Here is a 25,603-nt window from a genome sequence, read left to right on the forward strand (position 1 = left end):
GTGCATTGTCACTATCTATTCCTGGTTGCAGAAGGCTTTCGCGACTTTTTAAAAAACCAGCGAAAATAGAATCTCTTGACGTTTTTGGAAAAGTTTAGCGAGGTAGATTTTGCAAGTTTTGCCGCGACAACGGGTGCATTCAAGAATCGATCGATCGCCACCCAAACTTCCGCTTCAGCGATTGCTGCAATATGGACGAGCCTATCGCACTCAAATTTGGCAGGCGACTCTTTGTTCAATTCTCAACAAATTTTTCGACCTTGCACCCCCTGTTTTAATTGGAATTGCCGTTGATGTTGTGGTGCAACAGCAAAATTCGCTGCTCTCGAAACTTGGCATCACCGATGTATTTGAACAACTGGTGATTTTGTCGCTGCTCACAGTTGTCATTTGGGTGCTTGAATCTACTTTTGAATATGCCTATGCGCGACTGTGGCGCAACTTGGCGCAAACGATTCAACATGATCTCAGGCTCGATGCTTATCGTCACATTCAAGAGCTTGAACTGGAATATTTTGAAGCTCGCAGCACTGGCGGACTGCTGGCAATTTTGAATGATGATATTAACCAGCTAGAACGATTTCTAGACTTTGGCGCAAACGACCTTTTGCAGGTTGCAACAACCGTTATCTTAATTGGTGGCGCGTTTTTTGTGATGGCTCCCAGCGTCGCTTGGATGGCAATGCTGCCAATGCCGTTTATTTTGTGGGGATCGATCGCCTTTCAAAAACTTTTGGCTCCCAAATATGCCGACGTGCGCGAAAAAGTCAGCCTCTTAAGCGCTCGTTTAACAAACAATTTGGGCGGCATCATGACGATCAAAAGCTTCACAACCGAAGTGTATGAAGTCGATCGATTGGCCGAAGAAAGCGAAGCCTATCGCCGCAGCAATCGCAAAGCGATCGCCCTCAGTGCCGCTTTCGTACCGCTCATTCGCATGATCATCCTGGCCGGATTCATCGCCATTTTGCTCTATGGCGGACTGGAAGCGACGCGAGGCCGCATTTCCGTTGGAACATACAGCGTCATGGTTTTCCTGATTCAGCGTCTTTTGTGGCCGCTGACTCGATTGGGTGAAACGCTCGACCAATATCAGCGAGCAATGGCTTCGACAACGCGCGTGATGAATTTGCTCGACACGCCGATCGCCATCCATTCCGGCCACATCCCGCTCTTTCCAGGGGCAGTTCGAGGCGAAGTGAACATTCGCGACATTACCTTTGCCTATCGCGATCGCGCTCCGGTGGTTGAGCATCTATCGCTACAAATTCCTGCTGGACAAACGATCGCGATCGTTGGCTCAACCGGATCAGGAAAAAGTACGCTGGTGAAACTGCTGCTGCGGCTGTATGAAGTGCAGTCCGGTGAAATTACGCTGGACAACATTGACATCCGAGATTTGCAGCTTGGCGATCTGCGGCGGGCGATCGGGCTGGTCAGTCAAGATGTCTTTCTTTTTCACGGCACGGTGCGCGAAAACATCGCCTATGGCAATCCGACCGCGACCGATCGCGAAATCATCCGCGCTGCTCAAATTGCTGAAGCCCACGATTTCATCTTGCAATTGCCGCAAGGCTACGACACGATCGTCGGAGAGCGCGGCCAGAAATTATCGGGCGGACAGCGTCAGCGCATTGCGATCGCTCGTGCCGTCCTTAAAGACCCACCTATCTTGATTCTCGATGAAGCGACTTCTGCGGTTGACAACGAAACCGAAGCAGCAATTCAGCGATCGCTCGAAAAAATCACCGCCAATCGAACAACGATCGCGATCGCCCATCGACTTTCCACGATTCGCAACGCCGATCGAATCTATGTGATGGAGCACGGTCGCATTGTCGAGCATGGGCGGCACGAACAACTGCTTGACGCGCAAGGCATCTATGCCAACTTGTGGCGTGTGCAGATGGGGCTACGCTAGTTTGCTGTTTTGTGGCGCGGCTGATCTGGGAAAACTCAGGTCAGCCGCACTTTGCTGTGGCGCGATCGGTTTCGATCGATGCCTTGAAAAGCGCAATTGAAACTGTTATGAAAACAAGACATTTCTCAACTCGCTTTTTGACTTGAGCTGAATCAGTCATGAATTTTTCAAGTTTTCACACAAAGTCTCAAGTTGTTCACTGCTACTTCATCGTTTGTTCGCAGATCCAATTCTAGTATTGTTACGTAGACAACAATCTTTATCTTGCTTGTTGCTGCCTCAATTTTTGCGATCGATTTTTGCTCTTCCCCCATTTCAAATTTCAGAGGTGACTCTATGAAAGCAGTGCTGCTTGCCGGAGGACTTGGAACTCGCCTGAGTGAAGAAACTGCGATCAGGCCAAAGCCAATGGTTGAGATTGGTGGTCGCCCAATCCTGTGGCACATCATGAAAATTTATTCAGCGCACGGCATTAATGATTTTGTTATCTGCTGCGGCTACAAAGGCTACATTATCAAAGAATATTTTGCAAACTATTTCTTGCACATGTCAGATGTCACTTTTGACATGCGATTCAATCAGATGAATGTCCACTGTGGCTATGCAGAACCTTGGCGCGTCACCCTGGTAGATACGGGAGAAGCAACCATGACCGGAGGCCGTTTGAAGCGCGTCCGCGAGCATTTGGGCAGCGAAACCTTTTGCTTCACGTATGGGGATGGCGTCAGCGACGTGAATATCACTGAACTGGTTGCCTTTCACAAAGCGCAAGGCGCTAAGGCAACGCTGACCGCCACGCTGCCACCCGGACGATTTGGGGCGATCGTCCTTGGTCAAGAGCAAACGAGAATCGAAACTTTTCGAGAAAAACCCGAAGGCGATGGTGCCTGGATCAACGGCGGCTACTTTGTCCTGGAGCCGGAAGTCATTGATTTAATCGACGATGATTCGACGGTTTGGGAACAGGAACCGCTGGAAAAATTGGCGCAAGAAGGACAGCTTTCGGCCTTCAAGCACAGTGGCTTTTGGCAGCCAATGGACACGCTACGCGACAAAAATAAGCTTGAAGAATTGTGGCAGCAGGGCAATGCGCCCTGGAAAGTTTGGTAGTAGCGATCGCCTCACTTTGACCTTTCATGAGATCACGCAACTCCATGTACGATTTTGCAATTATTGGCGGCGGCATTGTGGGACTCTCGACCGCAATGGCGATCGGTGAAAATCATCCTGATTCCCGCATTCTCCTGCTCGAAAAAGAAAGCCACTGGGCATTTCACCAAACAGGCAACAACAGCGGCGTCATTCACTCTGGCGTCTACTACAAACCAGGCAGCTTCAAGGCCAAATTCTGTCGCGATGGCTGTCAGTCGATGGTGGAATTTTGTCAGAAGTACGATATTCCACATGAAGTCTGCGGCAAAGTGATTGTTGCAACCGAAGAAAAAGAACTGCCGCTGCTTGAAAATCTTTATCAGCGCGGTTTACAAAACGATATTGCGGTGAAGAAAATTTCGCCGGAAGAAGTGCGCGAAATTGAACCGAACGTCAACTGTATTGCGGGAATTCGCGTGTATTCAACGGGAATTGCTGACTACAAAAAAGTTGCGGAAAAGTATGCTGAATTGATTCGACAGCAAGGCGGCGATCTCCATCTAAATACCAAAGTCGATCGCATCATCAAAACCAGCACCGGGCAAACGCTTGAAACCAATCAGGGCACATTTGAAACGCGCTTTGTCATCAACTGTGCTGGACTGCATAGCGATCGCGTTGCCAAGCTGGGCGGCGTCGAGCCGCAAGCAAAAATCGTTCCGTTTCGAGGTGAATACTACGAACTCATTCCGGAAAAGCGCGATTTGGTGAAAACGCTGATTTATCCTGTTCCCAATCCAGCGTTTCCGTTTTTGGGCGTGCATTTCACCAAGATGATTGACGGCAGCGTTCATGCTGGTCCCAATGCGGTTTTGAGTTTGAAGCGAGAAGGCTATCAAAAAACAGACTTCGACCTGCGCGATTTTGTGGAAGTCATGACCTTTCCAGGCTTTTGGAAGCTTGCGGCCAAACATGCGGATGAAGGTATTCAAGAAATGATTCGATCGCTCTCCAAGGCCGCTTTTGTTCGCAGTCTTCAGCGCTTAATTCCGGCTGTGCAATCCAAAGATTTAATTCCCACTCACGCAGGCGTGCGGGCGCAGGCTCTTATGAATGACGGTAGACTGGTCGATGACTTTTTGATTGTCGAAGGAGAACGCTCTGTGCATGTTTGCAATGCGCCTTCTCCGGCTGCTACTTCTTCGCTCGAAATTGGTAAAGCGATCGCCGCTCGCATCCCCGCACCTGTTTTGCGGGTACAACGTTGAAAGCAGCTTCAGTCTGCTTAGAGTCTTCATTCGGAAACTTCACTCGGTACTTCATCCATGAAAATTTTAGTGACAGGCACAGAAGGCTATCTTGGCTGTCTGCTGGCTCCCTTGCTGATCGATCGCGGCCACGAAGTAATAGGCGTTGATACAGGATTCTACAAAGTCGGCTGGCTCTACAACAATTCAGAAACCACACCGAAAACGCTGAATAAAGACATTCGCCACATCACGATCGAAGACTTGCAGGGCGTGGAGGCGATCGTCCACATGGCCGAACTGTCGAACGATCCCACAGGCCAGCTTGCTCCAAATATTACCTACGACATCAACCACAAAGGCTCAGTTCGGCTGGCGGAACTCGCCAAGCAAGCCCAAGTCCGCCGCTTTGTCTATATGTCTTCGTGCAGCGTTTACGGCGTGGCTCTGGACGACGCGCTGACGACCGAGGAAACACCACCCAATCCCCAAACTGCTTACGCCGAATGCAAAACGCTGGTCGAGCGCGATCTTCAGAAAATGGCTGACGACCAGTTCTCGCCCACTTTTTTACGCAATGCCACTGCCTTTGGAGCTTCACCTCGGATGCGGTTTGACATTGTGTTGAACAATTTGGCGGGCTTGGCCTGGACGACCAAACAAATCAAGATGAATACGGATGGTTCGCCTTGGCGTCCGCTGGTTCACGCGCTCGACATTTGCAAAGCGATCGTCTGCACGCTCGATGCGCCCCGTGACATCGTTCACAACCAAATTTTCAACGTTGGCGATACGGCCAACAGCTACCGCGTCCGAGATGTTGCCGTGATCGTAGCCGACGTGTTTCAAGGCTGCGAACTCAGCTTTGGCACTAACAATGCCGACAACCGTAACTATCGCGTTTCATTTGACAAAATCAACAGTCAGCTTCCGGGCTTCAAGTGCGATTGGGATGCACGTCGCGGCGCTCAGCAGCTTTACGATTTGTTCTCGCAGATTGACATGAGCAAAGAAGTGTTTGAGATGCGCGGATTCACTCGGCTGAAGCAGCTTGAACATCTGATTCGCACTCAGCAAATCGATCAAGATTTCTTTTGGAATGAAGTAACAGCCTGGAAGAAATAACAGCTTGGCAAAAATAGTTCGATCGCCGTTTGTTTGGAGGAATTGAATTGCAGCGATCGATCATCTTTGAGTCAATTGAACCTAGCTAGGAGTCGCGAATGATTTTTACGGAAACGAAACTCAAAGGCGCATTTGTAATCGATTTGGAACTGCGAACCGACGATCGCGGTGGCTTTGCCCGCACCTTTTGCGCCCAAGAATTTGCAGCACATGGCCTCAAGCCAAGCGTTGCTCAGTGTAATCTGTCGTTCAACCACAAAGCCGGAACTTTGCGGGGAATGCACTATCAGCTTCCGCCCGCTGCTGAAACCAAGCTGGTGCGCTGCACGAAAGGCGCAATCTATGACGTGATTATCGATTTACGCTCGGATTCACCTACCTATATGCAGCATATCGGGGTTGAACTGACAGCAGACGATCGCCGCGCCCTTTACGTCCCCGAACTGTTTGCACATGGCTATCAAACCTTGACCGACGATGCAGAAGTTATCTATCAGGTCGGGGAATTTTACACACCAGGATATGAGCGCGGTTTGCGCTATGACGATCCTGCTTTTGGCATTCAGTGGCCGCTGCCCGTCACCGTCATTTCTGAGAAGGATCGCGCCTGGAAATCGTTTGAAGTTGCAGTAGGAGTTTGAATTCATGTTCATTGTTGATACCGCCCTGAAAGCACGTGCCGAAGCAGGTAATCCGGTTCGCGTTGGCATGATTGGCGCTGGATTTATGGCTCGCGGCATTGCCAACCAAATTGCCAACTCGGTTCCCGGCATGGAACTGGTTGCCATCTTCAGCCGCCGCATTGAAGACGCGAAGCAAGCCTATCGCCAAGCGGGAATCGAAGATTCGCGCGAAGTGAAAACGGTTGCTGATTTGGAAGATGCAATCGCTCAGAACCAATTTGCCATCACGGACGACGCCATGCTGATTGCTCAGGCAAACGGCATCGACGCGATTATTGAAGTCACAGGCGCGATCGAATTTGGCGCGAAAGTGGTGCTGGAGGCGATCGCCCATCAAAAGCACGTGGTTTTGATGAATGCCGAGCTTGACGCAACGATCGGGCCTATTTTGAAGGTGTATGCCGATCGCGCTGGTGTCATTCTCTCGGCTTGCGATGGCGATCAGCCTGGCGTCGAGATGAATTTGTATCGCTATGTCAAAAGCATCGGTCTCACTCCGCTGCTGTGCGGCAACATCAAGGGACTGCAAGATCCCTATCGCAACCCGACGACGCAAGCAGGGTTTGCGAAGCAGTGGGGACAAAAGGCACACATGGTGACGAGCTTTGCCGACGGCACGAAGATTTCCTTTGAGCAGGCGATCGTGGCAAACGGCACGGGCATGACGATCGCCAAGCGCGGCATGTATGGCTATGACTTCAATCAACACAAAGATGAACTGATCGATCGATTCAACCTGAAGTACAGCGGACATATTGACGACTGCACCAAGCTGTATGACGTAGATCAGCTCAAGGAACTGGGCGGCATTGTGGATTATGTCGTTGGCGTTCGTCCGGGTCCGGGTGTCTTTGTCTTTGGCACCCATGACGATCCAAAGCAACAGCACTATCTCAATCTCTACAAGCTGGGCGAAGGTCCGCTTTACAGCTTCTATACGCCCTATCACCTGTGTCACCTGGAAGTGCCGCTTTCTGTAGCTCGCGTCGTGCTGTTTCGCGATGTGGTTTTGGCTCCGTTGGGTGCTCCGCAAGTGGATGTTGTGGCAACGGCGAAGATTGATTTGAAGGCAGGCGGAACGCTAGACGGCATCGGCCACTACATGACCTACGGCCAGTGCGAAACCGCAGCGATCGCGCAGGCGCAAAACCTGCTGCCGATGGGCTTGGCCGAAGGTTGCCGACTGAAGCACGATGTTCCGAGAGATCAAGTGCTGACCTATGACGATGTAGAACTGCCAGAAGGCCGCCTCTGCGACAAACTCCGGGCAGAGCAAAACGCCTACTTTGCCGCAGCAAAGCCTTTGGCAGAAGTTGCATAAGCCAAGAAAAGGGCAAGAGGCAATCAGAGCCTTTTGCCCTTGAGCTGAATTTACTGCTGCACAAACGCTTGCAGCTTGCGGGCGATCGAGTCCACCATTCCTTCTGACGAATGGGTTTGCCCAGCCACTTCTGCCTGAACGCGATCGACCGTTTCCGCAGGCAAATTGAGGAGTTGAACCAGCTTTTGAAAAGCCGCTGATTCTTGCTCGTTGATCAAGTCTTCTGATGCGTTGCGGGCGCTCGATCGAATCACTTCATAGCCGAGTTGCAAGACGAGTTCGCGCTCTTCGTCGCTTTGCAGTTTCGGCGTCAATTCCGAAAGCGGAATATTTTGCATCAAATAGTCACGCAGTTCGCAGGACAAGCGCTCGTGCAGGCCACTATCGGGCGCAAAAATTTTGACAAATCGATCGAGCATGACATCGACTTCTTCTTCTGACAAATTGCCGTCTGACCAAGCCATTGACGTGACAATTCGTAACAAATTCATCTGGCGCGGCGAAATTGATGGGGAAGGCATTTGTACCATGATTTTCCTCCAAAGATTTTTGAGTCAAATCTGAAAATGTCTGTACGCTAACACGCCAATTTCCCCGCGCCATCTAGCTTAAGCTTGTTGTTGGAAAGTTCGTTACGCTACATTTCAGAGCATAACGAAAGCGTTACGTTTTAGAAATAAGAGGCGATTGATAGCAGATTCGATCGCCTCTTTTCAACTAGCGAATAATGCAGATTCCAGCGATCGACAAACCGCGACATGTCCTACTTGCAGGCTGAGGCGCAGGAGTTGGAGCGGGTGCTGTCGTTTCCTGAGCAGATTCTGAAGGCCGAATTGCTCCCTGTGCAACCAAAGGAACATTGCGATATTGAACGGTAAAACTCGTGCCACCGTAATTAAGAAATCCAGCCTCAAGCGCCGACAACTGGGTAACGCTTGCTGCAACTCCACCAAATTCAATATGTCCGCTTGTAGGAATGCCAGAAATCAAAGTGGTGCCAGTAGTAGCAAAGCTATCTCCAAGAAAAGCACGTCTAGCTCGCAACGCTTCGCCGGAGGGTTCAAAAGCTCTGCTGCTGGCAAAGTACAATTGTAAATTTCTGTCTCCGGCCAAATTCGTCACGCTGAAGTAGCAGATGATTCCGCTAGTAGCTTGTCTTTCACATCCTTGTAGTGTTACCGAAAACCGATCGAACTCTACCGGAACTCCAACCTGTCCAGGAACAGTTGCTCGCTGTTTTAATTGAGTAGATTCTGAATGATGCGCGAAAGTATCTATCGATCCGATTCCAAGCATCAAGCTAGAGAGGGCGAGTGAGCCAGCAAACTTACCTAAGCAATTCATTCACGTACCTCAATCCTGGAAAGTGACACGTCTGCCTAAGCAGCGTTAGAGACATATTAAACTACGCAAAAAAGGCCAATCATGAACAAAAATTAAATGATTGGCCTGATGAATTTAAGAAATTTGAGGACGGATGAACAAAGGTTTAACAAATTGATGAAACGGTTACACCCAACCAGCCCTGCAAATTTTGCTGCTGCTCTGCTGTGGGATTGGCAACGGGAACAAGCTGATAGCGGCTCGATCGCCCTTCTGCCAATTCGATCGACCCTGTACGCAGTTCATCTTGATGGAAATAGGTGATTTCAATCGCATCGCCAACTTCGTAATCTCGCAGGCGATCGCTGATTTGATCTGCCGTAACGCGCAATCCATCGATCGCCAACAGTTCATCTCCGGCATCAATTCCAGCTTTTTGAGCGGGCGAATTTGATTCAACGAATTTGACAATTTCGCGACCGTTTTCAGTTTTGACCGTCATGCCTGTGAACGGCGGCAAATTCTCTTCAGCAGCTTGAAGTTTCAGGCCAAATGGCTGTAGGTATTCATCAAATGGAAGCTCGGTTGTAGTGTGCAAATAGCGATCGAAAAACTCGCTTAAATCCGTGTCAGCAACTTGTTCGATCGTTTGCTGCAACTGTTTAGGTGTAAAGCCGATTTCGTCTTTGCCAAACTGCTGCCACATCGATCGCATCACGTCATCAAACGATCGCTGATTGGCCGATCGCGATCGAATCAGCAGATCGAGCAGCAGCGTCACCATTTCGCCTTTCAGGTAATAGGAAATCTGCGAGTTGTCGCTGTTGGCATCGCGACGATACAGCTTGATCCAAGCATCGAAACTGGATTCGGCTAACGGCTGTACCAAGCGACCGGGCGTGTTGAGATAGCGGGTGATTTCTTTGCCTAATGCTGATAGAAATGTCTCGGCACTGTAGATGCCCGCGCGGAATGGAATGTTGAGATCGTAAAAGCTGGTTGTGCCTTCGCTGAACCACAAAGACGGCGTGTAGTTTTCCTGGTCATAGTCAAATTTTTCTAGGGCGATCGGACGAATGCGCTTGATATTCCACAGGTGAAAAAATTCGTGGGCGACAAGCTGCATGAAGCGATCGTATTTCTCGCTTGCCTGAAAACCAAAGCGCGGATAAATCAAAGTGCAGGAATTTTTATGCTCTAATCCACCGAAACTCGAAGCGGAAAGGTGAAGCAGAAAAACGTAGCGATCGTAAGGCAAACCGCCAAACAAATCGGCTTCCACCTGAATGATTTTGCGCGTGTCGGTGATGATGCGATCGACATCAGCATTTCCCTGTCCCCAAATCGCGAATTCATGCGGCTTGTCGTTCACCTTAAAGCCGTAAACCTGATGCTGTCCAATCTCGAAGGGACTGTCTACCAAAGTGTCAAAATCCGCAGCGCGATAGGTGTTTGGCTGATTTTCGACGGGCGGCAGCGGCGTGGTGACGATCCACTTGGTGAACGGTTCGATCGCAATGTCGATCGCACAGTCCCTAAATCCGGGAATGTAAAAGCACAGTGCCGCCGGATTGAAAAAGCCGTGCGTGGCGTCGAGATGGTTAGTACGAACGGTGAGTTCATTGGCAAAAATCCGGTAGCGCACCGTGATATCACCAACGCCAAGCGCATCAATTTGCCAGTGATTTTTGCTAACTTTGCGCCAAGAGAGCGATCGATCGCCTGCCGCTGCCGTGAAATCTTGTAGATGTCGCGCATATTCACGCACCAAGTAGGAACCCGGAGTCCACACGGGCATCTTCAGATCTAGTCGATCGCTGAGCCAGCCTTTCACCGTCAGCGTCACCTCAAACAGGTGATTGGTTGGCTCAGGCATCGCAACTCGATAGGCGATCGAGGGATGAGTGCGAGTTTGCGGTTGCGGACGAATTTGGGTAGCTTCAGTCATGGCGAACAGCGGCATTTGGATACTTCATCTTAGCGAACTCATTTGCGCTGTAAACCCTATCCAATTTGTTTTTGAATAAATCATCGCAGGAAGAAAAAATAGGGTGAATTTCTTCCTGCATTTAACTTTTATTTGTTGGCTGATCCCGGTTCGTTGAGTTTGCGATTGGCTTCGGAAGATGCAACATCAGGTAGCACTTGGCTCACTGCACCTTGAATTTTTGACTTGATCGAACCTGCGATCGTGCTGTCTTTTCCGGCCATCAGCGCATCAAAGCCCTGCTTGGCAACCTGAGCGGGATCGTCTTTTTTGTCTGATCCCACCTTGGTATCGTCCAGATCGGCGCGATGGAAGAAGTTGGTTTCAGTTGCTCCGGGCATCAGCGCCGTAACAGTCACGCCTGTATCTTTTAGCTCGTTTCGCAATGCTTCTGAGAACGATTGAACAAACGCCTTGGACGCTGCATAAACGGCTTGAAATGGATGCGGAGCCTGCGAAGCGATCGACGAGGTAAACAACACTTTGCCTGCACCGCGATCGACCATATCTTTCACTACGCGCTTCGCTAGATGAACGGTTGAAGCGATGTTAAGTTCGATCAAGTTCAATTCTTTTTGCAAATCCGTTTCAATGAATGCTCCACCAACGCCGACGCCTGCATTAATGACGATCGCTTCAACAGGTCGTCCGGTTGCTTGAATTTGGCTGTAAAGCTTTTCAACGCCGTCATAGGTAGCAAGGTCGGCCTGCACGGTTTCAACCTGCGCCGTCAGGCCGCGAAACGCTTCTGCCGCCTCTTCGATGCTTTCTCCGGTTGAAGTGACCACGAGATCAAAGCCGTGTTCAGCGAATTGTTTTGCCAGTTCATAGCCAATGCCGCTGGAAGCTCCGGTGATCACAGCAAGTGGTTTCGCCATAGTAATGTTGTCTCCTGTTTTTAAGACTGGTTTGACCCAATGATTTTTAGTTGTGAATCGGTTCAGGTGCGATCGCAATGCTTAAACAAAAATGGCCTATTTCGTCACGACAGTTTAATCGATAGGTACCGATTCTTGCAGACAAATAGATTTCGCAAAATCGATGCAACTTGAGCTTAGAAACTGAAAAGCTACACTTCCTCTATCTAGAAGCGGGAATTTGCGGGTCTCCTGCTGCCAAATCATGAAGGCTTGCAGTTGAACTGGCAATCTCCAGCGCAATCACAGCCACACTGATGCGTCCAGGAAATTTGAGACCTGATGTAAGCCAATGACTCCTTGAAAAGTCAGCGCGGAGCTTCAACAATTTGCTGGGCAAACTGATAGAGGTCTTCGATCGCCCGTCCATCCTGCTGCAAATCTTTGATCTGCATTAATCCTTTCACAATGTCAGTCGATCGCTTCTTGTAGGTGCTATTTGCTGTTACCAAATCGGTGAAAACTTCCTGTTCAATTTGCAGGCGCGTTGCGTCTTCTGCCAGCGGTGAATTATAGGCCAGCGCATCGACTTCGTATTTGAGGAGGAAAACGAGGGCGTTGCTCTGTTGCTGAAGTCGTTGTTGGAGGCGGCGTGTGTCGAGGTCGAGTCGATCGAATCCCACCTGTCCTTCAATTCGCAGTTCAACGATCGGTGATTCGGATGGGTCAAGATCGCCCGCCTCGATCGCTTTTTGCACACAGGCGATCGATTGCACTTCGACCTGTTCGACGGTTTCATTCCCACGCATCATCAGGCGCAACTGGACGATCGATCGCTGGCGATAGTCGCGCTTCAGATGTGCCTGGATGCCGTTCTCGCTAATTTCAACGAGATAGACGCCGCGAGCGTAACGGCTTTCTTCGACGCTGTTGGCTTCGATCGATCCGGGATTGAAAATCCAGTTTTCAATTTCGTAATTCTTGTGAATGTGGCCGAGCGCCAGATAGTCAACGCCCGCATCTCGCAACGGCAAAACTTCGTTGTAGTGCAGCGCTCCCGAATAGCGCGAGATTTGGCCTTCCATGCCTTGATGCAGCATCAGGACGGTGTGCGGCGGGGCGGGGGGAAGTTGACGGATGGCGTCGGCAAGCTGCTCGATCGCTTTGGGAGCCGAAACGCCATACCAGTTTGAGCCGATGATGCGGACACCGCAGGGTAGATCGACGTAGCCGCCGTGCAGATTTTCGCTGCTCCAAGCTTGATAGCTCGCCGCGCCGCTGTCGAAGTCGGGTTCGAGCAGAACGATCAGATCACGAGCGGCGAGGTAGCTGAGCCAGCTTGTTTTTGTGCCGAAGGGTCGATTGTCGTGGTTGCCTTCGATCGCAAAAACGGGAATGCCTTCGTCATGCAGCATTCGCAGGCAAAGTTCGGCCTGATTCAAAATCGCAGGCTGAATGTTGCGATGCTCGAATAGATCGCCTGCAATCAAAACGAAATCGACCTGAGCGCCGATCGCATATTTTTCGAGTGCTTCTTTGAAGGCGTAGAAGAAATCGAGCGATCGCGTTTTGTTGTCGTAGCGATCGTAGCCGAGATGAACATCGGCAACATGAAGAAAGCGAGCCATCAGCAGACCGAATGGTGTTGTGGCCTTTAGTTTAGCTGAAATTTTGCACCACATCTCGGATGCCAGGAAATCAATTTCCTGGCTCAAAGCTCAAACCGATTAAAATCGGTTCAAACGCTATGTATGGGTTTGAGTCCGTTTGAACGGACTTGCGCTGTTAGTCTCAATTTATTTCCGGGCTAGATCGTCACGCCCGATCCTGCCGCCGCCAGTTCTTCCAGTCGCTCCTGCTGATCCTGCGAAATGCACGATTGAATAATCGGTTCCAAGTCGCCTTCCAAAACCGGGGCGAGCGAGAAGTTTTGGCCTAAGCGGTGGTCGGTGACGCGATTGTCTTTGTAGTTGTAGGTGCGAATTTTTTCCGATCGCGATCCGGTTCCAACCTGCGATCGCCGCATCGACGTGACGGCTTCTTGCTGTTCGCGCAGCTTCATTTCGTACAGTTTGGCGCGAAGAATTTGCATGGCGCGTTCGCGGTTTTGCAGTTGCGATCGCTCCTCCGTACAGAAGATCCGAATTCCGGTCGGCTTGTGGAACAGGTCAACCGCAGTTTCCACCTTGTTGACGTTCTGACCGCCTGCGCCGCCCGATCGAGCGGTCGTCAGTTCGATGTCTTTCGGATCGATCGTCACTTCGACTTCATCGACTTCCGGCATGATTGCCACTGTCGCAGTTGAGGTGTGGACACGCCCGCCTGCTTCCGTCACAGGGACGCGCTGGACGCGATGAACGCCCGCCTCAAACTTGAGTTTGCTGTAGACCTGATCGCCTTGGATTTCGAGAACAGCTTCTTTGAAGCCGCCCATTTCTCCCAACGATTCGCTCACTAATTTGACGCGCCAGCGCTGACCTTCGGCGTAGCGCGAATACATCCGCACCAAATCGCTTGCCCAAATGCTGGCTTCGTCGCCGCCTGTGCCTGCGCGAATTTCCAGCATGATGTTTTTGTCGTCGTTGGGATCGCGAGGCAGCAGCAGCACTTTCAGGCGCTTCTCTAAATCAGCAATTCGCGTTTCAAGCTCTTCGACTTCCATCGCAGCCATTTCGCGCATTTCGGCATCGCCGCCTGCTTCTTTAAGAATTTGCCGCGCTCCCTGCAAATCGTCCTGCGCTTTTTTCCACTCGTCAAACGTATTGACGGTTTCTTCCAAGCCCGATCGCGCCTTTGCCACGCGCTGAAACTCACCCGGATCTTTGGCGATATCCGGGTCAGCCATGCGGCGCGTCAGTTCGTGAAAGGTTTGCTCAACGGACTTGAGTTTGTCTAACAGGTAAGATTCAGCCATAGGTGCAGCACAAGAAACGGCAGGAGCGATCGATCACAACGCTGCTCTAGCCTTCACCAAAGCCGCCGTATTTGCGACGGAAGCGCTCAACGCGACCTTCGGTGTCAATGATTTTTTGGGTTCCGGTGTAGAACGGGTGATTGCCCGACCAGATATCAACATGGAGTTCTGGCTTGGTGGAACCAACGGTCATCACCAGTTGACCATCCACGTAAACTTTGGCTTCGGGATACCATTCGGGGTGAATATCAGGTTTTGCCATGATGAGTTGCGAGGTGGAGATAGTTCTATTGTAGCGATCGAAACTTTGCCCTCAGCGCGATTAACGCTTCGAGTACTGCGGTGCTTTACGAGCTTTATGCAGACCGTATTTCTTGCGTTCTTTAGCACGGGGATCGCGAGTCAGGTAGCCTTCGATCTTCAGCGGCTTGCGGTTTTCGGGATCAAGCTGACACAGGGCGCGGGCGACACCGAGACGAATCGAATCGGCTTGTCCAGTTAATCCACCGCCTTCTGCCGTCACCAGGATGTCGTATTCGTTTTCCAGTCCCAAGGTTTCCAGAGGAGCTTTGGCCGCGCTCAGGTAGGCGTGGTTGAACTGGAGGTAGAGATCTCCGGGTTTGCCGTTGATCGTCAGTTGACCGCTGCCGGGAACGAGGCGGACACGGGCGATCGCGGATTTGCGGCGACCTGTGCCTTGATACATAACGCGGCCTGAATCAGTCGCTTGCATTAGTTATCTCCTGCGGGGATCGTGTTGATTTGTAGAACTTCGGGCTTTTGGGCGGCGTGGGGATGCTCGGCTCCAGCATAGACCTTCAGCTTGGTGAACAGTTGGCGACCAAGCGAATTTTTCGGCAGCATTCCCTTGACGGCATGTTCGATAATCCGTTCAGGGATGCGGGCTTGCAGCTTTTCAAAAGTTTCGGTCTTCATGCCACCCGGACGGCCAGAATGACGGCGATACAGTTTTTGTTCGCGCTTCTTGCCTGTGACATCCACTTTTTCGGCGTTGATCACGATGACAAAATCGCCCGTGTCCATGTGCGGGGTGTAGGTCGGCTTGTTTTTGCCGCGCAAGATCATGGCGATCGCGGTTGCCAAACGGCCTAAGCGCTGGTCTGCCGCATCGACGACGTACCAGTTTTGCTCAAGCGTCGCCTGTGGCGGTACATAGGTTTTGTTCATGACTCTCAAATGTCTCCTTATCTAGATTAACGGGCAGCGTGGGTAAAAGAAATTGCGGCTGAGTGTCGAACCACAAGGCGGGATCGATGGGTAGATCGTCGTATCCGACTCGCAGCAGGCAAAGACCTTGCGGCGGAGCGGCATATTTGACGAGATCGCGGCGTTCGGTCGTCCAGATCTCGGTGAACTCGGCGGGCGATCGAACTCCCTGCCCCACCTCGACCAGCATCCCGACCAGCAAGCGCATCATGCCGTACAGAAAACCGCTGGCCTGAAGCTCGATCTGCACAAACGACCCGCGCCGAATACATTCTGCCGCCTGCACATCAACCCAAGAATGGGCACGTTTTGATCCGGCACGGTGAAAGGCCGCAAGGTGATGACGACCGATCATCGGGGTGAGCGCGGCCTGCATTCGATCGACATCCAACTGCCCGTGATAGTAGTGCCACGCGAACGGACGCACAAACAAATTCGGGCGGGCATCGGTGTAGATCGTGTAGCGGTAGCGGCGGTAGGTAGCTGAAAAGCGAGCGTGCCAGTCAGCGGGAACCTGAGCCGAAGCCCGCACCACAATATCGTCCGGCAATCGATTCGTCAGAATGTTTGCCCAGCGGTGCGGCGGCACGACAGCGGGAGCGTCAAAATGCGCCACCTGTGCCGCTGCGTGAACTCCAGCATCCGTGCGCCCCGCTCCATGTAGGACAACTCGCCGCTGTAACATCGCGGTGAGGCAGTCTTCGATCTCAGCTTGGACGGTGCGCTGATTGAGTTGCCGCTGCCAGCCGTGAAAGTTAGTCCCTACGTACTGAATAACGAGGGCGATACGGTGGTCGATCGATTCTTTGCGATCTTCCGCTGGCAGCAGTGGACGCACGGGCATGGCATTTAGGTCAGTTCGATGATTGCCATTTCCGCATTGTCACCGCGACGGTTGACCGTGCGAAGAACGCGAGTGTATCCACCTTGGCGATCGGCGTAGCGGGTTTGCGCGTTCTCAAACAAAGCGTGAACCAGTTGCTTGTCGTAGATGTATCCCATTGCCTGCCGACGGGCGGCAAGCGAGCCATCTTTGGCAAGCGTGATCATGCGATCGGCTTCTTCGCGCACGGCTTTCGCACGAATTTTGGTGGTAGTGATCCGGCCATGCCGAATCAGTTCGGTCGTCAGGGCACGCAAAAGGGCGCGGCGCTGATCGGCGGGTTTCCCCAGTTGATTGACTTTGCAGCGGTGACGCATAACAGCACAGAGAGTTTAAACAACAAAATTGAGCGGGGTCAAAAACCCCGCTTAGAAAAATTCAGGTGGTCTTTGCCGCCTTTTCGTGCGGTAGGGTGATTCCCAATCGCACCTGCAACGCTTCAATCACTTCCTCGGCGGACTTGGCTCCGAAATTTTTGATTTCGAGCAAATCTTCCTGGGTGTAGTCGAGCAGATCGGCAACCGAGTTGATTTGCGCCCGCTTCAGGCAGTTGTATGCCCGAACCGAGAGCTGAAGCTCCTCGATCGGAATTTGATTGACTGGATCGACATCTTCCGACAAGCCATCATCGACGCGCTCAAACTTGATTTCTTTGAGCGGGTTGAACAGGTCAACCAGGATTTTCGCGGCTTCACTGAGGGCGTCTTGCGGCGTCAGACTGCCATTGGTATAGACTTCCATCACCAAGCGGTCTTTGTCGATCGCCCCGCCCGATCGCGCATCTTCAACCGTGTAGTTCACCTTGCGAACAGGCATAAAGACAGAATCGATCTGCAAGAAATCGAGTGACGAGTTTTCATCACGTCCGCGCTCGATCGCTCGATAGCCCACGCCCTTTTCGACGCGGAATTCCATTTCTAGGGTTGATCCCGCTGCGATCGTCGCAATATATTGACCGGGATCGACAATTTCGACTTCCGCAGGCAATTCAAAATGGTCTGCCGTTACGGTTGCGGGTCCCTGAACCAGAATGCGCCCGATTTGCGGCTGCGACGAATAGCTTTTGACGACGATTTCCTTCATGTTCAGGAGAATGTCCAAGACATCCTCGCGCACACCGGGAATCGTCATAAATTCGTGCGTCACTCCGGCGATTCGCACGGCGGTAATTGCTGCCCCTTCCAGGTTGGAGAGCAACACGCGCCGCAGCGCGTTTCCAACTGTGATGCCCTGTCCCCGCTCTAGAGGTTCCAGCACAAAGCGCCCGTACAAGCTTTGATCGTTGCCGCTATCGGACTCTACACACTCAACTTGAAATTGTGCTGTCATACTTCAGCCTTCCTTCTTCCCTTTGCCCACCAAAATCGATCGCACATCGGGTACGAAGCTGCCCCGCCATCGTACCCGCCTTCCCTCATTCCATCCGAAGTTTTAGACGCGGCGACGCTTGGGCGCACGACAGCCGTTATGCGGAATCGGCGTTACGTCACGAATCAGCGTGATTTCCAATCCTGCTCCCTGGAGAGCACGGATTGCCGTTTCTCGACCTGATCCCGGCCCGCTCACCATCACTTCAAGCTGCCGCATTCCTTGATCGACGGCGCGACGAGCCGCGCTTTCAGCCGCCGTTTGAGCCGCGAATGGAGTGCCTTTTTTTGCGCCTTTGAAGCCGCTCGATCCGGAAGAAGCCCAGGAAATTGCTTCGCCGCTCGTGTCGGTAATCGTGATGATCGTGTTGTTGAACGTGGACTGGATGTGAGCCACGCCGCTAGGAACGTTGCGCTTGGATTTCTTTGCGCCGCCCGCTTTTTTGGTAGGTTGTCGCGCCATTGTTTCGCCCTCTTGCTGTGAAAACTGAGTTGTTTATGCTGCGTTACTTCTTGCTCGGTGCTTTCTTCTTGCCTGCCACCGTGCGCCGTCCGCCGCGTCGAGTCCGGGCATTCGTGCGGGTGCGCTGGCCGCGAACGGGCAAGCCCATCCGGTGGCGACGACCGCGATACGTGCCGATGTCCATCAGGCGCTTGATGTTCAAGCCTTCCAAGCGGCGCAAGTCGCCTTCAACCTGATAGTTGCTTTCGACGTTATCGCGCAGGGCGGCAACATCGGCATCGGTCAAGTCGCGAACGCGAGTGTCGGGATTCACGCCTGTGGCAGCGATGATCTGCTTCGATCGCGTCAATCCAATTCCATAAATGTAGGTCAGACCAATTTCGACACGCTTGTCGCGTGGAAGGTCTACTCCGGCAATCCGTGCCACGCTTTCATCTCCTGTTTGCTTTGTGTTAGGAAGCTACTGATACCAAAATTCTTCAAGTCCCAGCCGTTTAGCCTTGACGCTGCTTGTGCTTGGGGTTCTCGCAAATCACCATGACGCGACCGTGCCGACGGATGACACGGCACTTTTCACAAATTCGACGAACGGATGCTCGGACTTTCATTGTCCCCTACTGATCACATGACTACAAACTAGATATCATACCAGATGTTCGCACGGATTGACAAATTGCTGCTGCAAAGGGTAAGCGCGATCGCTAGTTATTTCTTGTTACGCAAACGATAGGTAATCCGGCCTTTGGTTAAGTCGTATGGCGTGAGTTCGACCTTGACGCGATCGCCCGGAAGAATTTTGATGTAGTTGCGGCGAATTTTGCCGGAAATATGAGCGAGGACATTAAAACCGTTATCCAAATCCACCCGAAACATCGCGTTCGGGAGTGAGTCAGTGACGGTTCCTTCCATTTCAATCAGGTCTTGTTTAGACAAAGCGGTTTTCTCCAGAGTTAGGTTAGGAACGAATTTCAGAAAATGGCTCTACAGCAATAGCACAAAAAAGCACTGATCTCAAGTCTAACAAATCTTTAAGTAGGCTGAATCCCACGAAAAGACTTCTCTTCGTGGGATTCAACGCGATCGCCGCTTGGTCAGGTTAATCGCGCTTCTTGCGTTTCACCAAGTCGTGCAGATCATCGGTGACGGCTTCGAGTGACTGGTTACCGTTGACCGTCTCTAGCTGATCGCGCTGTTCGTAGAAGTCGATCAGCGGAGCCGTTTGCTTACGGTAGACCTCTAGGCGAGTGCGAATCACGTCCTCCTGGTCGTCTTTGCGTCCGCGATGCAGCAGTCGCTCGACAATCACCTCGTCGGGAACGTCGAGATTAACGACGCAATCGCAGGTTTGATTCATCTCTTGCAGGAGGCGATCGAGAAAGTCAGCTTGCGGTGCAGTACGCGGAAAGCCATCTAAAATCCAGCCGGGCGCGGCATCAGGTTGGCTGAGTCGATCGCGCACCAAGTCGAGAATAAGCTGGTCTGGTACGAGTTCCCCCCGATCCATGTAGGCTTGGGCTTTTTGGCCTAGCTCGGTCTGCTGGGCAACGGCACTGCGTAAGATGTCGCCAGTCGAGATGTGTGGAATGCCGCAGTTTCCAGCCAGCGAGTAGGCTTGTGTGCCTTTACCTGCACCGGGGGGACCAAGAAAAATCAGTCGTACCACTATTGCTTCACCATTCCTTCGTAGCGCTGAGAGATGACGTAGGTTTGAATTTGTTTGGCCGTGTCGATCGCCACACCCACCAAAATCAGCAGTGAGGTTGCCCCAAAGCCTCGGAAGGTCGGCACACGAGTGGCGTTTTCAACTGCCGTCGGCACGATCGCCACTGCACCTAGGAAGATCGCGCCCAAGAACGTCAGACGGTTGAGGACGCGCTCTAGATACTCGCTGGTTGCCCGTCCTGGACGAATGCCCGGAATGCTCGCGCCCATCTTTTTGAGGTTCTGCGACATATCGATCGGGTTGACGACCAGCGAGGAGTAGAAGTAGCTGAAGAACAAAATTAGCACGAGGTACAGGGCTGCATACCACCAAGTTCCAGGCTGAAGGGCGGTCGCGATTTGAGCCGTAACTTGATTGGGCAGAACTTGCGAGATCGAAGCGGGCAAAATCAGTACGGCTGAAGCGAAAATGATCGGCATCACGCCGCCTTGATTCAGGCGCAACGGCAAATAGCTGTTTTTCTCCAGATACATTTTGCGTCCGACCTGCCGCCGTGCCGAGATAATTGGGATGCGTCTTGTACCTTCTTGGACGAAGACGATACCGACGATCATGACGAGGAAGATCAAAAGCAGGATGACGATGCCGCCGACGAGGGAGCGATCGCCCGTCTGCGCCAGTTCAAACGTTTGACCCAGCGAAGTTGGCAAGCTCGAAACAATGCTCAAGAAAATTAGCAGTGAGGCACCATTGCCCACACCGCGCTCGGTGATCAGTTCGCCCACCCACATCACGAACATCGAGCCAGCCGTGAGTGCGAGAACGACCTGAGCGATGAACAAGGGACCGGGAGCGATCGCAAACTGATTCACCAAAAAGGCTAAACCGAGGCTTTGAACGATCGCCCAAAACACAGCAACGTAGCGCGTATATTGAGAAATTTTGCGGCGACCTGCTTCGCCTTCGTTCTTCTGCAAGTTTTCCAGCGAGGGAATTGCGGCTGTAAGCAGTTGCAGAATGATCGAGGCGTTGATGAAGGGAATGATCCCCAATGCGAAAATGCCGAGCGTGGAAATTCCACCCCCGGAAAGCAAGTTTAAAAAGCCAATTAAGTTGTTATTTTGAATCGCGGCTTGAAAGGCTCCGCGATCGATACCGGGAACCGGAATATAAACGCCCAGCCGCACCAAGAACAGCAGGCCAATGGTGACAAGCAGCCGACCGCGAAGTCCGGCTGCCTGCGCCATCTGCATAAAGGTTTCTTGAGCAGTTGGAGCTTTGTCTCGACTGACGACCATAGCGGTAAACTCCTACTGTACTTGGCGATCGCAAGGATCGCTTTTCTTCAATTATTCCAGCCCTTCGCAAGAACCGCCAGCAGCTTCGATTTTGCTGCGAGCCGAAGCGGTGTAAGCTGTCGCCTTGACGCGCAGCGCAACCGAGATTTCACCGTCTCCCAAGATCTTCAAAGGACCGTCATCAGTGGTGACGATTCCGGCAGATTGCAGTGAGGACAAGGTGACTTCGGTATTGGCGGGAAGGTCAGCCAAGTCCTTGAGATTGACGATCGTGTATTCTTGGCGGTTGACCAAGGGGAAGTGCTTGAGCTTGGGAATGCGGCGGTAGAGAGGCATCTGACCGCCTTCAAAGCCGGGGCGTGTGCCGCTACCCGATCGCGATTTTTGGCCGCGCATTCCATATCCGCCGCTGGCTCCTTGTCCGGCAGAGATGCCGCGACCGATTCGGCGGCGACGATGTTGCGATCCCGGTTGAGGCCGCGCATCTGAAAGTCTCATGATGAATTTCCTAGACGTAGAGTTTTTCGATCGACACGCCGCGCTCTTCTGCCACATCGGAGAAGGTGCGGAGTGAGGCGAGGGCACTGGCCGTTGCTCTGGCGTTGTTGAGCGGATTGCCCGATCCAAGCTGTTTGGCAAGGATGTTGCGAACGCCTGCAAGTTCAAGAACCGTGCGGACGGCTCCACCTGCAATTACACCTGTACCGGGAGCAGCCGGACGCATCATCACTTTTGCACCGCCGCCTGCACCGTTGACGGGATGCGGAATCGAGTTGGCTTTAGTCAAGGGCACTTCGACCAAGTGCTTTTTGCCATCGGCCACGCCTTTGCGGACGGCTCCGATCACGTCGCTGGCTTTGCCGACACCCACGCCGACTTGTCCGCGCTCGTTACCGACGATGACGATCGCCCGAAAACTCAGCTTTTTACCGCCCTTCACCACTTTGGTAACGCGGCGGATTTGCACGACGCGCTCTTGCCACTCGGATTCTTTTTCCTTGGGAGCTTTCGTATTTTTACTACGACGATTTTGGTTTTTTCCCCTTTGAACGGGATCGTTTTGTGCGGATACCATTAGAAATCCAGTCCTCCTTCGCGGGCTGCTTCTGCGAGTGCTTTAACGCGACCGTGATACAAATTGCCGCCGCGATCGAACACGACTTTACTGACACCAGCGGCGATCGCTCGTTCCGCAATCAGTTTGCCAACCTGCGTGGAGGCATCGCTCGTAGATGTTGATTCTAACGACTTTTTCAGGTCGGGTTCGAGCGTCGAGGCGGCAGCCAATGTGTGATGCTGCGTGTCGTCGATCACCTGAGCGTAGATGTGTTCGTTGGAACGGAATACGGCCAAGCGGGGGCGATCGGGTGTGCCGGAAACTGTCCGGCGAATGCGCCCGTGTCGGCGGCGCGTCGATTCTTTGCGAGTACGTTTCATAGTTTATTTCTTCCCTGACTTACCAACCTTGCGGCGGACGGCTTCTCCGGCATAGCGGATGCCTTTACCTTTGTAGGGTTCGGGCGGACGCACGGCGCGAATGCGGGCGGCAGTGTTGCCGACGATTTCTTTGTCGATGCCGCTGACGATGACGTTGGTGTTGTTTTCGACTGCGAACTGAATGCCGTCCGGCGGTTCGATTTGCACGGGATTGCTGTAGCCGATGTTCAGCGTTAAGTTGCGGCCTTGCACCTGAGCGCGGTAGCCGACGCCTTGGATTTCCAGACGGCGAGAGAAGCCTTGCGAAACACCTTCGACCATATTGGCGACGAGCGTTCGGCTGAGGCCGTGACGCTGGCGGGCGACGCGAGAATCGTTGCGGCGATTTACCTGCACCGACCCGTTTTCTTGCAGCACTTCGACTTCAGCGGGCAGGGTGCGGGCGAGTTCGCCTTTTGGCCCCTTGACGGCAACATGCTGTTCGTTGATCGTCACCGTGACTTTGTCCGGGACGGGGATGGGACGTTTACCAATTCGAGACATCGTGTTTGCTCCTTGCGCTACCAGACATAGCAGAGAACTTCGCCGCCCAGTCCTTGCCGTCGCGCATCGCGATCGGTCATGATGCCGCTGGAGGTCGAGATGATGGCAACGCCGATGCCGCCCAAGACGCGGGGAAGATCGCGGCGGTTGGAGTACACGCGCAGTCCCGGCTTGCTGATGCGCTTGAGCGCGTTGATGATCGGCTGGCGATTTTTGCCTTTGTATTTGAGGGCGATGACCAGGTTGCGCTTGACGCCTTCGCCTTCTTCGGTGAATTCGCCAATGAAGCCTTCTTCTTGCAGCACTCTGGCGATGCTGCGGGTCATATTCGTGGCTGGAACTTGAGTGGTTTGATGCCGCGCCATGTTCGCGTTGCGGAGGCGCGTCAGCATATCTGCGATCGTGTCGTTTACCGCCATAGTGTCCTTGTAGGTGTTAGTTCTCCCGGAACGGCATTCCCAATTCTTTCAGCAGGGCGCGGCCTTCTTCGTCGGTCGTGGCCGTTGTGATGATCGAAATGTCCATGCCGCGAATTTGATCGATGCTGTCGTAGCTGATTTCGGGAAAAATCAGTTGCTCGCGCAGTCCCAACGTGTAGTTGCCGCGTCCGTCAAAGCTTTTGGGGCTGACACCGCGAAAGTCGCGAATCCGAGGCAGGGCGAGGTTGATCAATCGCTCCAGGAAGGCATACATTCGATCGCTCCGCAGTGTCACCATGATGCCAACGGGCATTCCCTGGCGAATTTTGAAGCCTGCGATCGCCTTTTTTGCGCGAGTGACGACAGGTTTTTGTCCGGTAATGGTCGCAATTTCAGCCAGTGACGCTTCGAGGGCTTTGGCGTTCTGCGCCGCTTCGCCCATGCCGCGATTCACTGTCACCTTCACCACCTTGGGAACCTGGTGCATGTTGGCGTACTGAAATTGCTCCATTAGCTTTGGAACAACGGTTTCTTGATAGGTTGATTTGAGATTTGCCATTGCGTTTCCTTTTCCTGGGCTTGGTCAGGAAGTAAATCGTTAGTCGATGATTTCGCCAGTTTTCTTCAGCATCCGCACTTTACGTCCTTCCGCATTGAAGGTGTAGCTGATGCGGCTTGCCACCTTTTGCTTGTTGGAGTAAAGCATGACGTTGGACGAGTGGATGGGAAATTCGATCGTGGTAATCTGTCCCGACTCGCCTTCTTGCTGTGGCTTAATGTGCTTCGTCTTCAGGTTGACACCCTGGACGATGACGCGGCTTTCGTCGGGAATCGCACGGATGACTTCACCGACTTTTCCCTTGTCTTTTCCTGCGATCACCTGAACGGTGTCGCCTTTTTTAACGTGCATTTTGACGCGCTCAGTGGTTTTTTTTCTCGCCATCACAGCACCTCCGGCGCAAGCGAAACGATTTTGGTGAAGTTTTTGTCGCGCAGTTCACGGGCAACCGGGCCAAAGACGCGAGTGCCTCTGGGGTTGCCTTCCTGGTTGATGATTACGGCGGCGTTGTCGTCAAAGCGGATGCTCATGCCGCTGTCGCGCCGCAATCCTTTTCTGGTGCGAACGACAACGGCGCGGACGACATCGGACTTCTTCACGGCCATGTTCGGCAGAGCGTCTTTGACAACGGCGATGATTACGTCACCGACTCCGGCGTAGCGACGATTGCCGCCCAGAACGCGGATGCACATGAGCTTGCGAGCGCCGCTGTTGTCGGCCACATTCAGATAGGTTTCTTGTTGAATCATGCTTCGGTCTCCTGACTGGCTGTAGTCTCTTGACTAGGGGTGGAAGGGTTGGTCAGGTTTTCGATGACTTGCCAGCGTTTGTGGCGGCTGAGCGGTCGAGTTTCCTGAATGCGGACGCGATCGCCTGTCTTGCAAGCATTTTCTTCGTCGTGGACTTTATAGCGCTCGGTTCGCACCATGATCTTTTTGTATTTCGGGTGCGGAGCGCGGTTTTCGATCGCCACCACGACGGTTTTATCCATTTTGTCGCTGACGACGACGCCAACTCTTTCTTTAACTGCCATGATGGGTTACTCCTGTTCGGGGGCGGCGATGGTGGTCGCCTGCTGGATTTGGCGTTCGCGCTCGATCGTCTTCAGTTGAGCGAGGCGATGCCGCAGATGCTTAAACTGGTGCGTTCCGGTTAACTGTCTCGTTGCCTTTTGGAAGCGCAGCTCAAAAAGCTGTCGTCTGGTAGCGGTAATTTGATCGGTGATTTCCTGATCGGATAGATCGCGAATCTCGCTGATTTTGGGCAGTGCCATG

At 52.6% G+C, this 25,603-nt stretch carries 34 protein-coding genes; 6 read left to right on the plus strand and 28 right to left on the minus strand.

Annotated features, from left to right (window positions below; genetic code table 11):
• The first annotated feature begins 118 nt into the window (after positions 1-118).
• From H6F67_RS14835 to H6F67_RS14860, 6 genes are all read left to right on the plus strand, one after another.
• Complete coding sequence (locus tag H6F67_RS14835; protein ID WP_199304438.1) at positions 119-1,921, plus strand: ABC transporter ATP-binding protein; 1,803 nt, start codon at positions 119-121, stop codon at positions 1,919-1,921.
• 336 nt (positions 1,922-2,257) lie between these two features.
• On the plus strand, positions 2,258-3,031 hold the full coding sequence (rfbF, locus tag H6F67_RS14840; protein ID WP_190767400.1) for a glucose-1-phosphate cytidylyltransferase: 774 nt from the start codon (positions 2,258-2,260) through the stop codon (positions 3,029-3,031).
• 26 nt (positions 3,032-3,057) lie between these two features.
• Positions 3,058-4,281: an L-2-hydroxyglutarate oxidase gene (gene lhgO / locus H6F67_RS14845; protein WP_396798026.1), complete on the plus strand. Its 1,224-nt coding sequence runs from the start codon at positions 3,058-3,060 to the stop codon at positions 4,279-4,281.
• A 57-nt stretch (positions 4,282-4,338) separates the two neighbouring features.
• Positions 4,339-5,385, plus strand: a complete 1,047-nt coding sequence (locus H6F67_RS14850) for an NAD(P)-dependent oxidoreductase (RefSeq protein ID WP_190767401.1) — start codon at positions 4,339-4,341, stop codon at positions 5,383-5,385.
• 98 nt (positions 5,386-5,483) lie between these two features.
• On the plus strand, positions 5,484-6,026 hold the full coding sequence (gene rfbC, locus H6F67_RS14855) for a dTDP-4-dehydrorhamnose 3,5-epimerase (protein ID WP_190767402.1): 543 nt from the start codon (positions 5,484-5,486) through the stop codon (positions 6,024-6,026).
• Positions 6,027-6,030: 4 nt separating this feature from the next.
• Entirely contained in the window at positions 6,031-7,389 is a 1,359-nt protein-coding gene (locus tag H6F67_RS14860) for an NAD(P)H-dependent oxidoreductase (protein WP_190767403.1), read from the plus strand.
• A gap of 50 nt (positions 7,390-7,439) precedes the next feature.
• On the opposite strand, the gene H6F67_RS14865 is transcribed toward H6F67_RS14860, so the two are convergent.
• The 28 genes from H6F67_RS14865 to rpmC form a co-directional block, all read right to left on the minus strand.
• Positions 7,440-7,919: a TerB family tellurite resistance protein gene (locus tag H6F67_RS14865; protein ID WP_190767404.1), complete on the minus strand. Its 480-nt coding sequence runs from the start codon at positions 7,917-7,919 to the stop codon at positions 7,440-7,442.
• A 187-nt stretch (positions 7,920-8,106) separates the two neighbouring features.
• Positions 8,107-8,733: a hypothetical protein gene (locus H6F67_RS14870; protein ID WP_190767405.1), complete on the minus strand. Its 627-nt coding sequence runs from the start codon at positions 8,731-8,733 to the stop codon at positions 8,107-8,109.
• 145 nt (positions 8,734-8,878) lie between these two features.
• Positions 8,879-10,660, minus strand: coding sequence for a M61 family metallopeptidase (locus tag H6F67_RS14875; RefSeq protein WP_190767406.1), 1,782 nt, complete (start codon positions 10,658-10,660; stop codon positions 8,879-8,881).
• Between the two features lie 128 nt (positions 10,661-10,788).
• Complete coding sequence (locus tag H6F67_RS14880; RefSeq protein ID WP_190767407.1) at positions 10,789-11,577, minus strand: SDR family oxidoreductase; 789 nt, start codon at positions 11,575-11,577, stop codon at positions 10,789-10,791.
• A 347-nt stretch (positions 11,578-11,924) separates the two neighbouring features.
• Positions 11,925-13,184, minus strand: coding sequence for an exonuclease SbcCD subunit D (locus H6F67_RS14885; RefSeq protein ID WP_190767408.1), 1,260 nt, complete (start codon positions 13,182-13,184; stop codon positions 11,925-11,927).
• A gap of 179 nt (positions 13,185-13,363) precedes the next feature.
• Entirely contained in the window at positions 13,364-14,470 is a 1,107-nt protein-coding gene (gene prfA / locus H6F67_RS14890; protein WP_190767409.1) for a peptide chain release factor 1, read from the minus strand.
• 46 nt (positions 14,471-14,516) lie between these two features.
• A complete protein-coding gene (rpmE, locus tag H6F67_RS14895) occupies positions 14,517-14,732 on the minus strand; it encodes a 50S ribosomal protein L31 (RefSeq protein WP_190767410.1) in 216 nt (71 codons plus the stop codon).
• 60 nt (positions 14,733-14,792) lie between these two features.
• Complete coding sequence (gene rpsI, locus H6F67_RS14900) at positions 14,793-15,203, minus strand: 30S ribosomal protein S9 (RefSeq protein WP_190767411.1); 411 nt, start codon at positions 15,201-15,203, stop codon at positions 14,793-14,795.
• Positions 15,203-15,658 (minus strand): 50S ribosomal protein L13, encoded by a 456-nt coding sequence (rplM, locus tag H6F67_RS14905; protein ID WP_190767412.1) that lies wholly within the window; start codon positions 15,656-15,658, stop codon positions 15,203-15,205. The genes rpsI and rplM overlap by 1 nt, the downstream gene beginning before the upstream one ends.
• Positions 15,621-16,541, minus strand: a complete 921-nt coding sequence (gene truA / locus H6F67_RS14910) for a tRNA pseudouridine(38-40) synthase TruA (protein WP_190767413.1) — start codon at positions 16,539-16,541, stop codon at positions 15,621-15,623. Before truA ends, rplM begins: the two co-directional genes overlap by 38 nt.
• Positions 16,542-16,546: 5 nt before the next feature.
• The gene (rplQ, locus tag H6F67_RS14915) at positions 16,547-16,897 is read right to left on the minus strand and encodes a 50S ribosomal protein L17 (protein WP_190767414.1); all 351 of its coding nucleotides are present in this window, start codon (positions 16,895-16,897) and stop codon (positions 16,547-16,549) included.
• Between the two features lie 61 nt (positions 16,898-16,958).
• Entirely contained in the window at positions 16,959-17,909 is a 951-nt protein-coding gene (locus H6F67_RS14920) for a DNA-directed RNA polymerase subunit alpha (RefSeq protein WP_190767415.1), read from the minus strand.
• Positions 17,910-18,011: 102 nt separating this feature from the next.
• Positions 18,012-18,410: a 30S ribosomal protein S11 gene (gene rpsK / locus H6F67_RS14925; protein ID WP_190767416.1), complete on the minus strand. Its 399-nt coding sequence runs from the start codon at positions 18,408-18,410 to the stop codon at positions 18,012-18,014.
• 43 nt (positions 18,411-18,453) lie between these two features.
• The gene (gene rpsM, locus H6F67_RS14930) at positions 18,454-18,837 is read right to left on the minus strand and encodes a 30S ribosomal protein S13 (RefSeq protein WP_190767417.1); all 384 of its coding nucleotides are present in this window, start codon (positions 18,835-18,837) and stop codon (positions 18,454-18,456) included.
• A gap of 67 nt (positions 18,838-18,904) precedes the next feature.
• Positions 18,905-19,018: a 50S ribosomal protein L36 gene (rpmJ, locus tag H6F67_RS14935; protein WP_190767418.1), complete on the minus strand. Its 114-nt coding sequence runs from the start codon at positions 19,016-19,018 to the stop codon at positions 18,905-18,907.
• A 97-nt stretch (positions 19,019-19,115) separates the two neighbouring features.
• A complete protein-coding gene (gene infA, locus H6F67_RS14940; RefSeq protein WP_058881950.1) occupies positions 19,116-19,343 on the minus strand; it encodes a translation initiation factor IF-1 in 228 nt (75 codons plus the stop codon).
• 163 nt (positions 19,344-19,506) lie between these two features.
• On the minus strand, positions 19,507-20,073 hold the full coding sequence (locus H6F67_RS14945) for an adenylate kinase (protein ID WP_190767419.1): 567 nt from the start codon (positions 20,071-20,073) through the stop codon (positions 19,507-19,509).
• Positions 20,073-21,371, minus strand: a complete 1,299-nt coding sequence (gene secY, locus H6F67_RS14950; protein WP_190767420.1) for a preprotein translocase subunit SecY — start codon at positions 21,369-21,371, stop codon at positions 20,073-20,075. The genes H6F67_RS14945 and secY overlap by 1 nt, the downstream gene beginning before the upstream one ends.
• A 51-nt stretch (positions 21,372-21,422) precedes the next feature.
• Entirely contained in the window at positions 21,423-21,869 is a 447-nt protein-coding gene (gene rplO / locus H6F67_RS14955; protein WP_190767421.1) for a 50S ribosomal protein L15, read from the minus strand.
• A gap of 10 nt (positions 21,870-21,879) precedes the next feature.
• A complete protein-coding gene (rpsE, locus tag H6F67_RS14960) occupies positions 21,880-22,446 on the minus strand; it encodes a 30S ribosomal protein S5 (RefSeq protein ID WP_190767422.1) in 567 nt (188 codons plus the stop codon).
• On the minus strand, positions 22,446-22,808 hold the full coding sequence (gene rplR, locus H6F67_RS14965) for a 50S ribosomal protein L18 (protein ID WP_190767423.1): 363 nt from the start codon (positions 22,806-22,808) through the stop codon (positions 22,446-22,448). The genes rpsE and rplR overlap by 1 nt, the downstream gene beginning before the upstream one ends.
• 3 nt (positions 22,809-22,811) lie before the next feature.
• Positions 22,812-23,351: a 50S ribosomal protein L6 gene (rplF, locus tag H6F67_RS14970; RefSeq protein ID WP_190767424.1), complete on the minus strand. Its 540-nt coding sequence runs from the start codon at positions 23,349-23,351 to the stop codon at positions 22,812-22,814.
• Positions 23,352-23,368: 17 nt separating this feature from the next.
• Positions 23,369-23,770 (minus strand): 30S ribosomal protein S8, encoded by a 402-nt coding sequence (rpsH, locus tag H6F67_RS14975; protein ID WP_190767425.1) that lies wholly within the window; start codon positions 23,768-23,770, stop codon positions 23,369-23,371.
• Between the two features lie 16 nt (positions 23,771-23,786).
• A complete protein-coding gene (rplE, locus tag H6F67_RS14980; protein WP_190767426.1) occupies positions 23,787-24,329 on the minus strand; it encodes a 50S ribosomal protein L5 in 543 nt (180 codons plus the stop codon).
• 39 nt (positions 24,330-24,368) lie between these two features.
• A complete protein-coding gene (gene rplX / locus H6F67_RS14985; RefSeq protein ID WP_190767427.1) occupies positions 24,369-24,713 on the minus strand; it encodes a 50S ribosomal protein L24 in 345 nt (114 codons plus the stop codon).
• Entirely contained in the window at positions 24,713-25,078 is a 366-nt protein-coding gene (gene rplN / locus H6F67_RS14990; protein WP_190767428.1) for a 50S ribosomal protein L14, read from the minus strand. Before rplN ends, rplX begins: the two co-directional genes overlap by 1 nt.
• A complete protein-coding gene (rpsQ, locus tag H6F67_RS14995) occupies positions 25,075-25,362 on the minus strand; it encodes a 30S ribosomal protein S17 (RefSeq protein ID WP_190767429.1) in 288 nt (95 codons plus the stop codon). The genes rplN and rpsQ overlap by 4 nt, the downstream gene beginning before the upstream one ends.
• Positions 25,363-25,368: 6 nt before the next feature.
• A complete protein-coding gene (rpmC, locus tag H6F67_RS15000; protein ID WP_190767430.1) occupies positions 25,369-25,602 on the minus strand; it encodes a 50S ribosomal protein L29 in 234 nt (77 codons plus the stop codon).
• Between the last annotated feature and the right edge of the window lies 1 nt (position 25,603).

It is taken from the genome of Microcoleus sp. FACHB-1515 (genome assembly GCF_014696105.1).
In the GTDB taxonomy this organism is placed as follows: Bacteria; Cyanobacteriota; Cyanobacteriia; order Elainellales; family Elainellaceae; genus JAAUTJ01.

Bases quoted from the DNA above. Each gene is read 5' to 3' on its own strand.
- H6F67_RS14875 (WP_190767406.1), bottom strand. From the start codon at position 10,660: ATGACTGAAGCTACCCAAATTCGTCCGCAACCGCAAACTCGCACTCAT.
- rpsH (WP_190767425.1), bottom strand. From the start codon at position 23,770: ATGGCGGTAAACGACACGATCGCAGATATGCTGACGCGCCTCCGCAAC.
- rplQ (WP_190767414.1), bottom strand. From the start codon at position 16,897: ATGCGTCACCGCTGCAAAGTCAATCAACTGGGGAAACCCGCCGATCAG.
- H6F67_RS14850 (WP_190767401.1), top strand. From the start codon at position 4,339: ATGAAAATTTTAGTGACAGGCACAGAAGGCTATCTTGGCTGTCTGCTG.
- rpmJ (WP_190767418.1), bottom strand. From the start codon at position 19,018: ATGAAAGTCCGAGCATCCGTTCGTCGAATTTGTGAAAAGTGCCGTGTC.
- rplR (WP_190767423.1), bottom strand. From the start codon at position 22,808: ATGAAACGTACTCGCAAAGAATCGACGCGCCGCCGACACGGGCGCATT.
- H6F67_RS14885 (WP_190767408.1), bottom strand. From the start codon at position 13,184: ATGGCTCGCTTTCTTCATGTTGCCGATGTTCATCTCGGCTACGATCGC.
- rplX (WP_190767427.1), bottom strand. From the start codon at position 24,713: ATGGCGAGAAAAAAAACCACTGAGCGCGTCAAAATGCACGTTAAAAAA.
- rplF (WP_190767424.1), bottom strand. From the start codon at position 23,351: ATGTCTCGAATTGGTAAACGTCCCATCCCCGTCCCGGACAAAGTCACG.
- rfbF (WP_190767400.1), top strand. From the start codon at position 2,258: ATGAAAGCAGTGCTGCTTGCCGGAGGACTTGGAACTCGCCTGAGTGAA.
- lhgO (WP_396798026.1), top strand. From the start codon at position 3,058: ATGAGATCACGCAACTCCATGTACGATTTTGCAATTATTGGCGGCGGC.
- rpsK (WP_190767416.1), bottom strand. From the start codon at position 18,410: ATGGCGCGACAACCTACCAAAAAAGCGGGCGGCGCAAAGAAATCCAAG.
- H6F67_RS14880 (WP_190767407.1), bottom strand. From the start codon at position 11,577: ATGGCGAAACCACTTGCTGTGATCACCGGAGCTTCCAGCGGCATTGGC.
- rpsI (WP_190767411.1), bottom strand. From the start codon at position 15,203: ATGCAAGCGACTGATTCAGGCCGCGTTATGTATCAAGGCACAGGTCGC.
- rplE (WP_190767426.1), bottom strand. From the start codon at position 24,329: ATGGCAAATCTCAAATCAACCTATCAAGAAACCGTTGTTCCAAAGCTA.
- rpmE (WP_190767410.1), bottom strand. From the start codon at position 14,732: ATGGCAAAACCTGATATTCACCCCGAATGGTATCCCGAAGCCAAAGTT.
- H6F67_RS14860 (WP_190767403.1), top strand. From the start codon at position 6,031: ATGTTCATTGTTGATACCGCCCTGAAAGCACGTGCCGAAGCAGGTAAT.
- H6F67_RS14920 (WP_190767415.1), bottom strand. From the start codon at position 17,909: ATGACAGCACAATTTCAAGTTGAGTGTGTAGAGTCCGATAGCGGCAAC.
- rpmC (WP_190767430.1), bottom strand. From the start codon at position 25,602: ATGGCACTGCCCAAAATCAGCGAGATTCGCGATCTATCCGATCAGGAA.
- rpsE (WP_190767422.1), bottom strand. From the start codon at position 22,446: ATGGTATCCGCACAAAACGATCCCGTTCAAAGGGGAAAAAACCAAAAT.
- prfA (WP_190767409.1), bottom strand. From the start codon at position 14,470: ATGGCTGAATCTTACCTGTTAGACAAACTCAAGTCCGTTGAGCAAACC.
- H6F67_RS14870 (WP_190767405.1), bottom strand. From the start codon at position 8,733: ATGAATTGCTTAGGTAAGTTTGCTGGCTCACTCGCCCTCTCTAGCTTG.
- rplM (WP_190767412.1), bottom strand. From the start codon at position 15,658: ATGAACAAAACCTATGTACCGCCACAGGCGACGCTTGAGCAAAACTGG.
- rfbC (WP_190767402.1), top strand. From the start codon at position 5,484: ATGATTTTTACGGAAACGAAACTCAAAGGCGCATTTGTAATCGATTTG.
- rpsQ (WP_190767429.1), bottom strand. From the start codon at position 25,362: ATGGCAGTTAAAGAAAGAGTTGGCGTCGTCGTCAGCGACAAAATGGAT.
- secY (WP_190767420.1), bottom strand. From the start codon at position 21,371: ATGGTCGTCAGTCGAGACAAAGCTCCAACTGCTCAAGAAACCTTTATG.
- rplN (WP_190767428.1), bottom strand. From the start codon at position 25,078: ATGATTCAACAAGAAACCTATCTGAATGTGGCCGACAACAGCGGCGCT.
- truA (WP_190767413.1), bottom strand. From the start codon at position 16,541: ATGCCCGTGCGTCCACTGCTGCCAGCGGAAGATCGCAAAGAATCGATC.
- rplO (WP_190767421.1), bottom strand. From the start codon at position 21,869: ATGAGACTTTCAGATGCGCGGCCTCAACCGGGATCGCAACATCGTCGC.
- H6F67_RS14865 (WP_190767404.1), bottom strand. From the start codon at position 7,919: ATGGTACAAATGCCTTCCCCATCAATTTCGCCGCGCCAGATGAATTTG.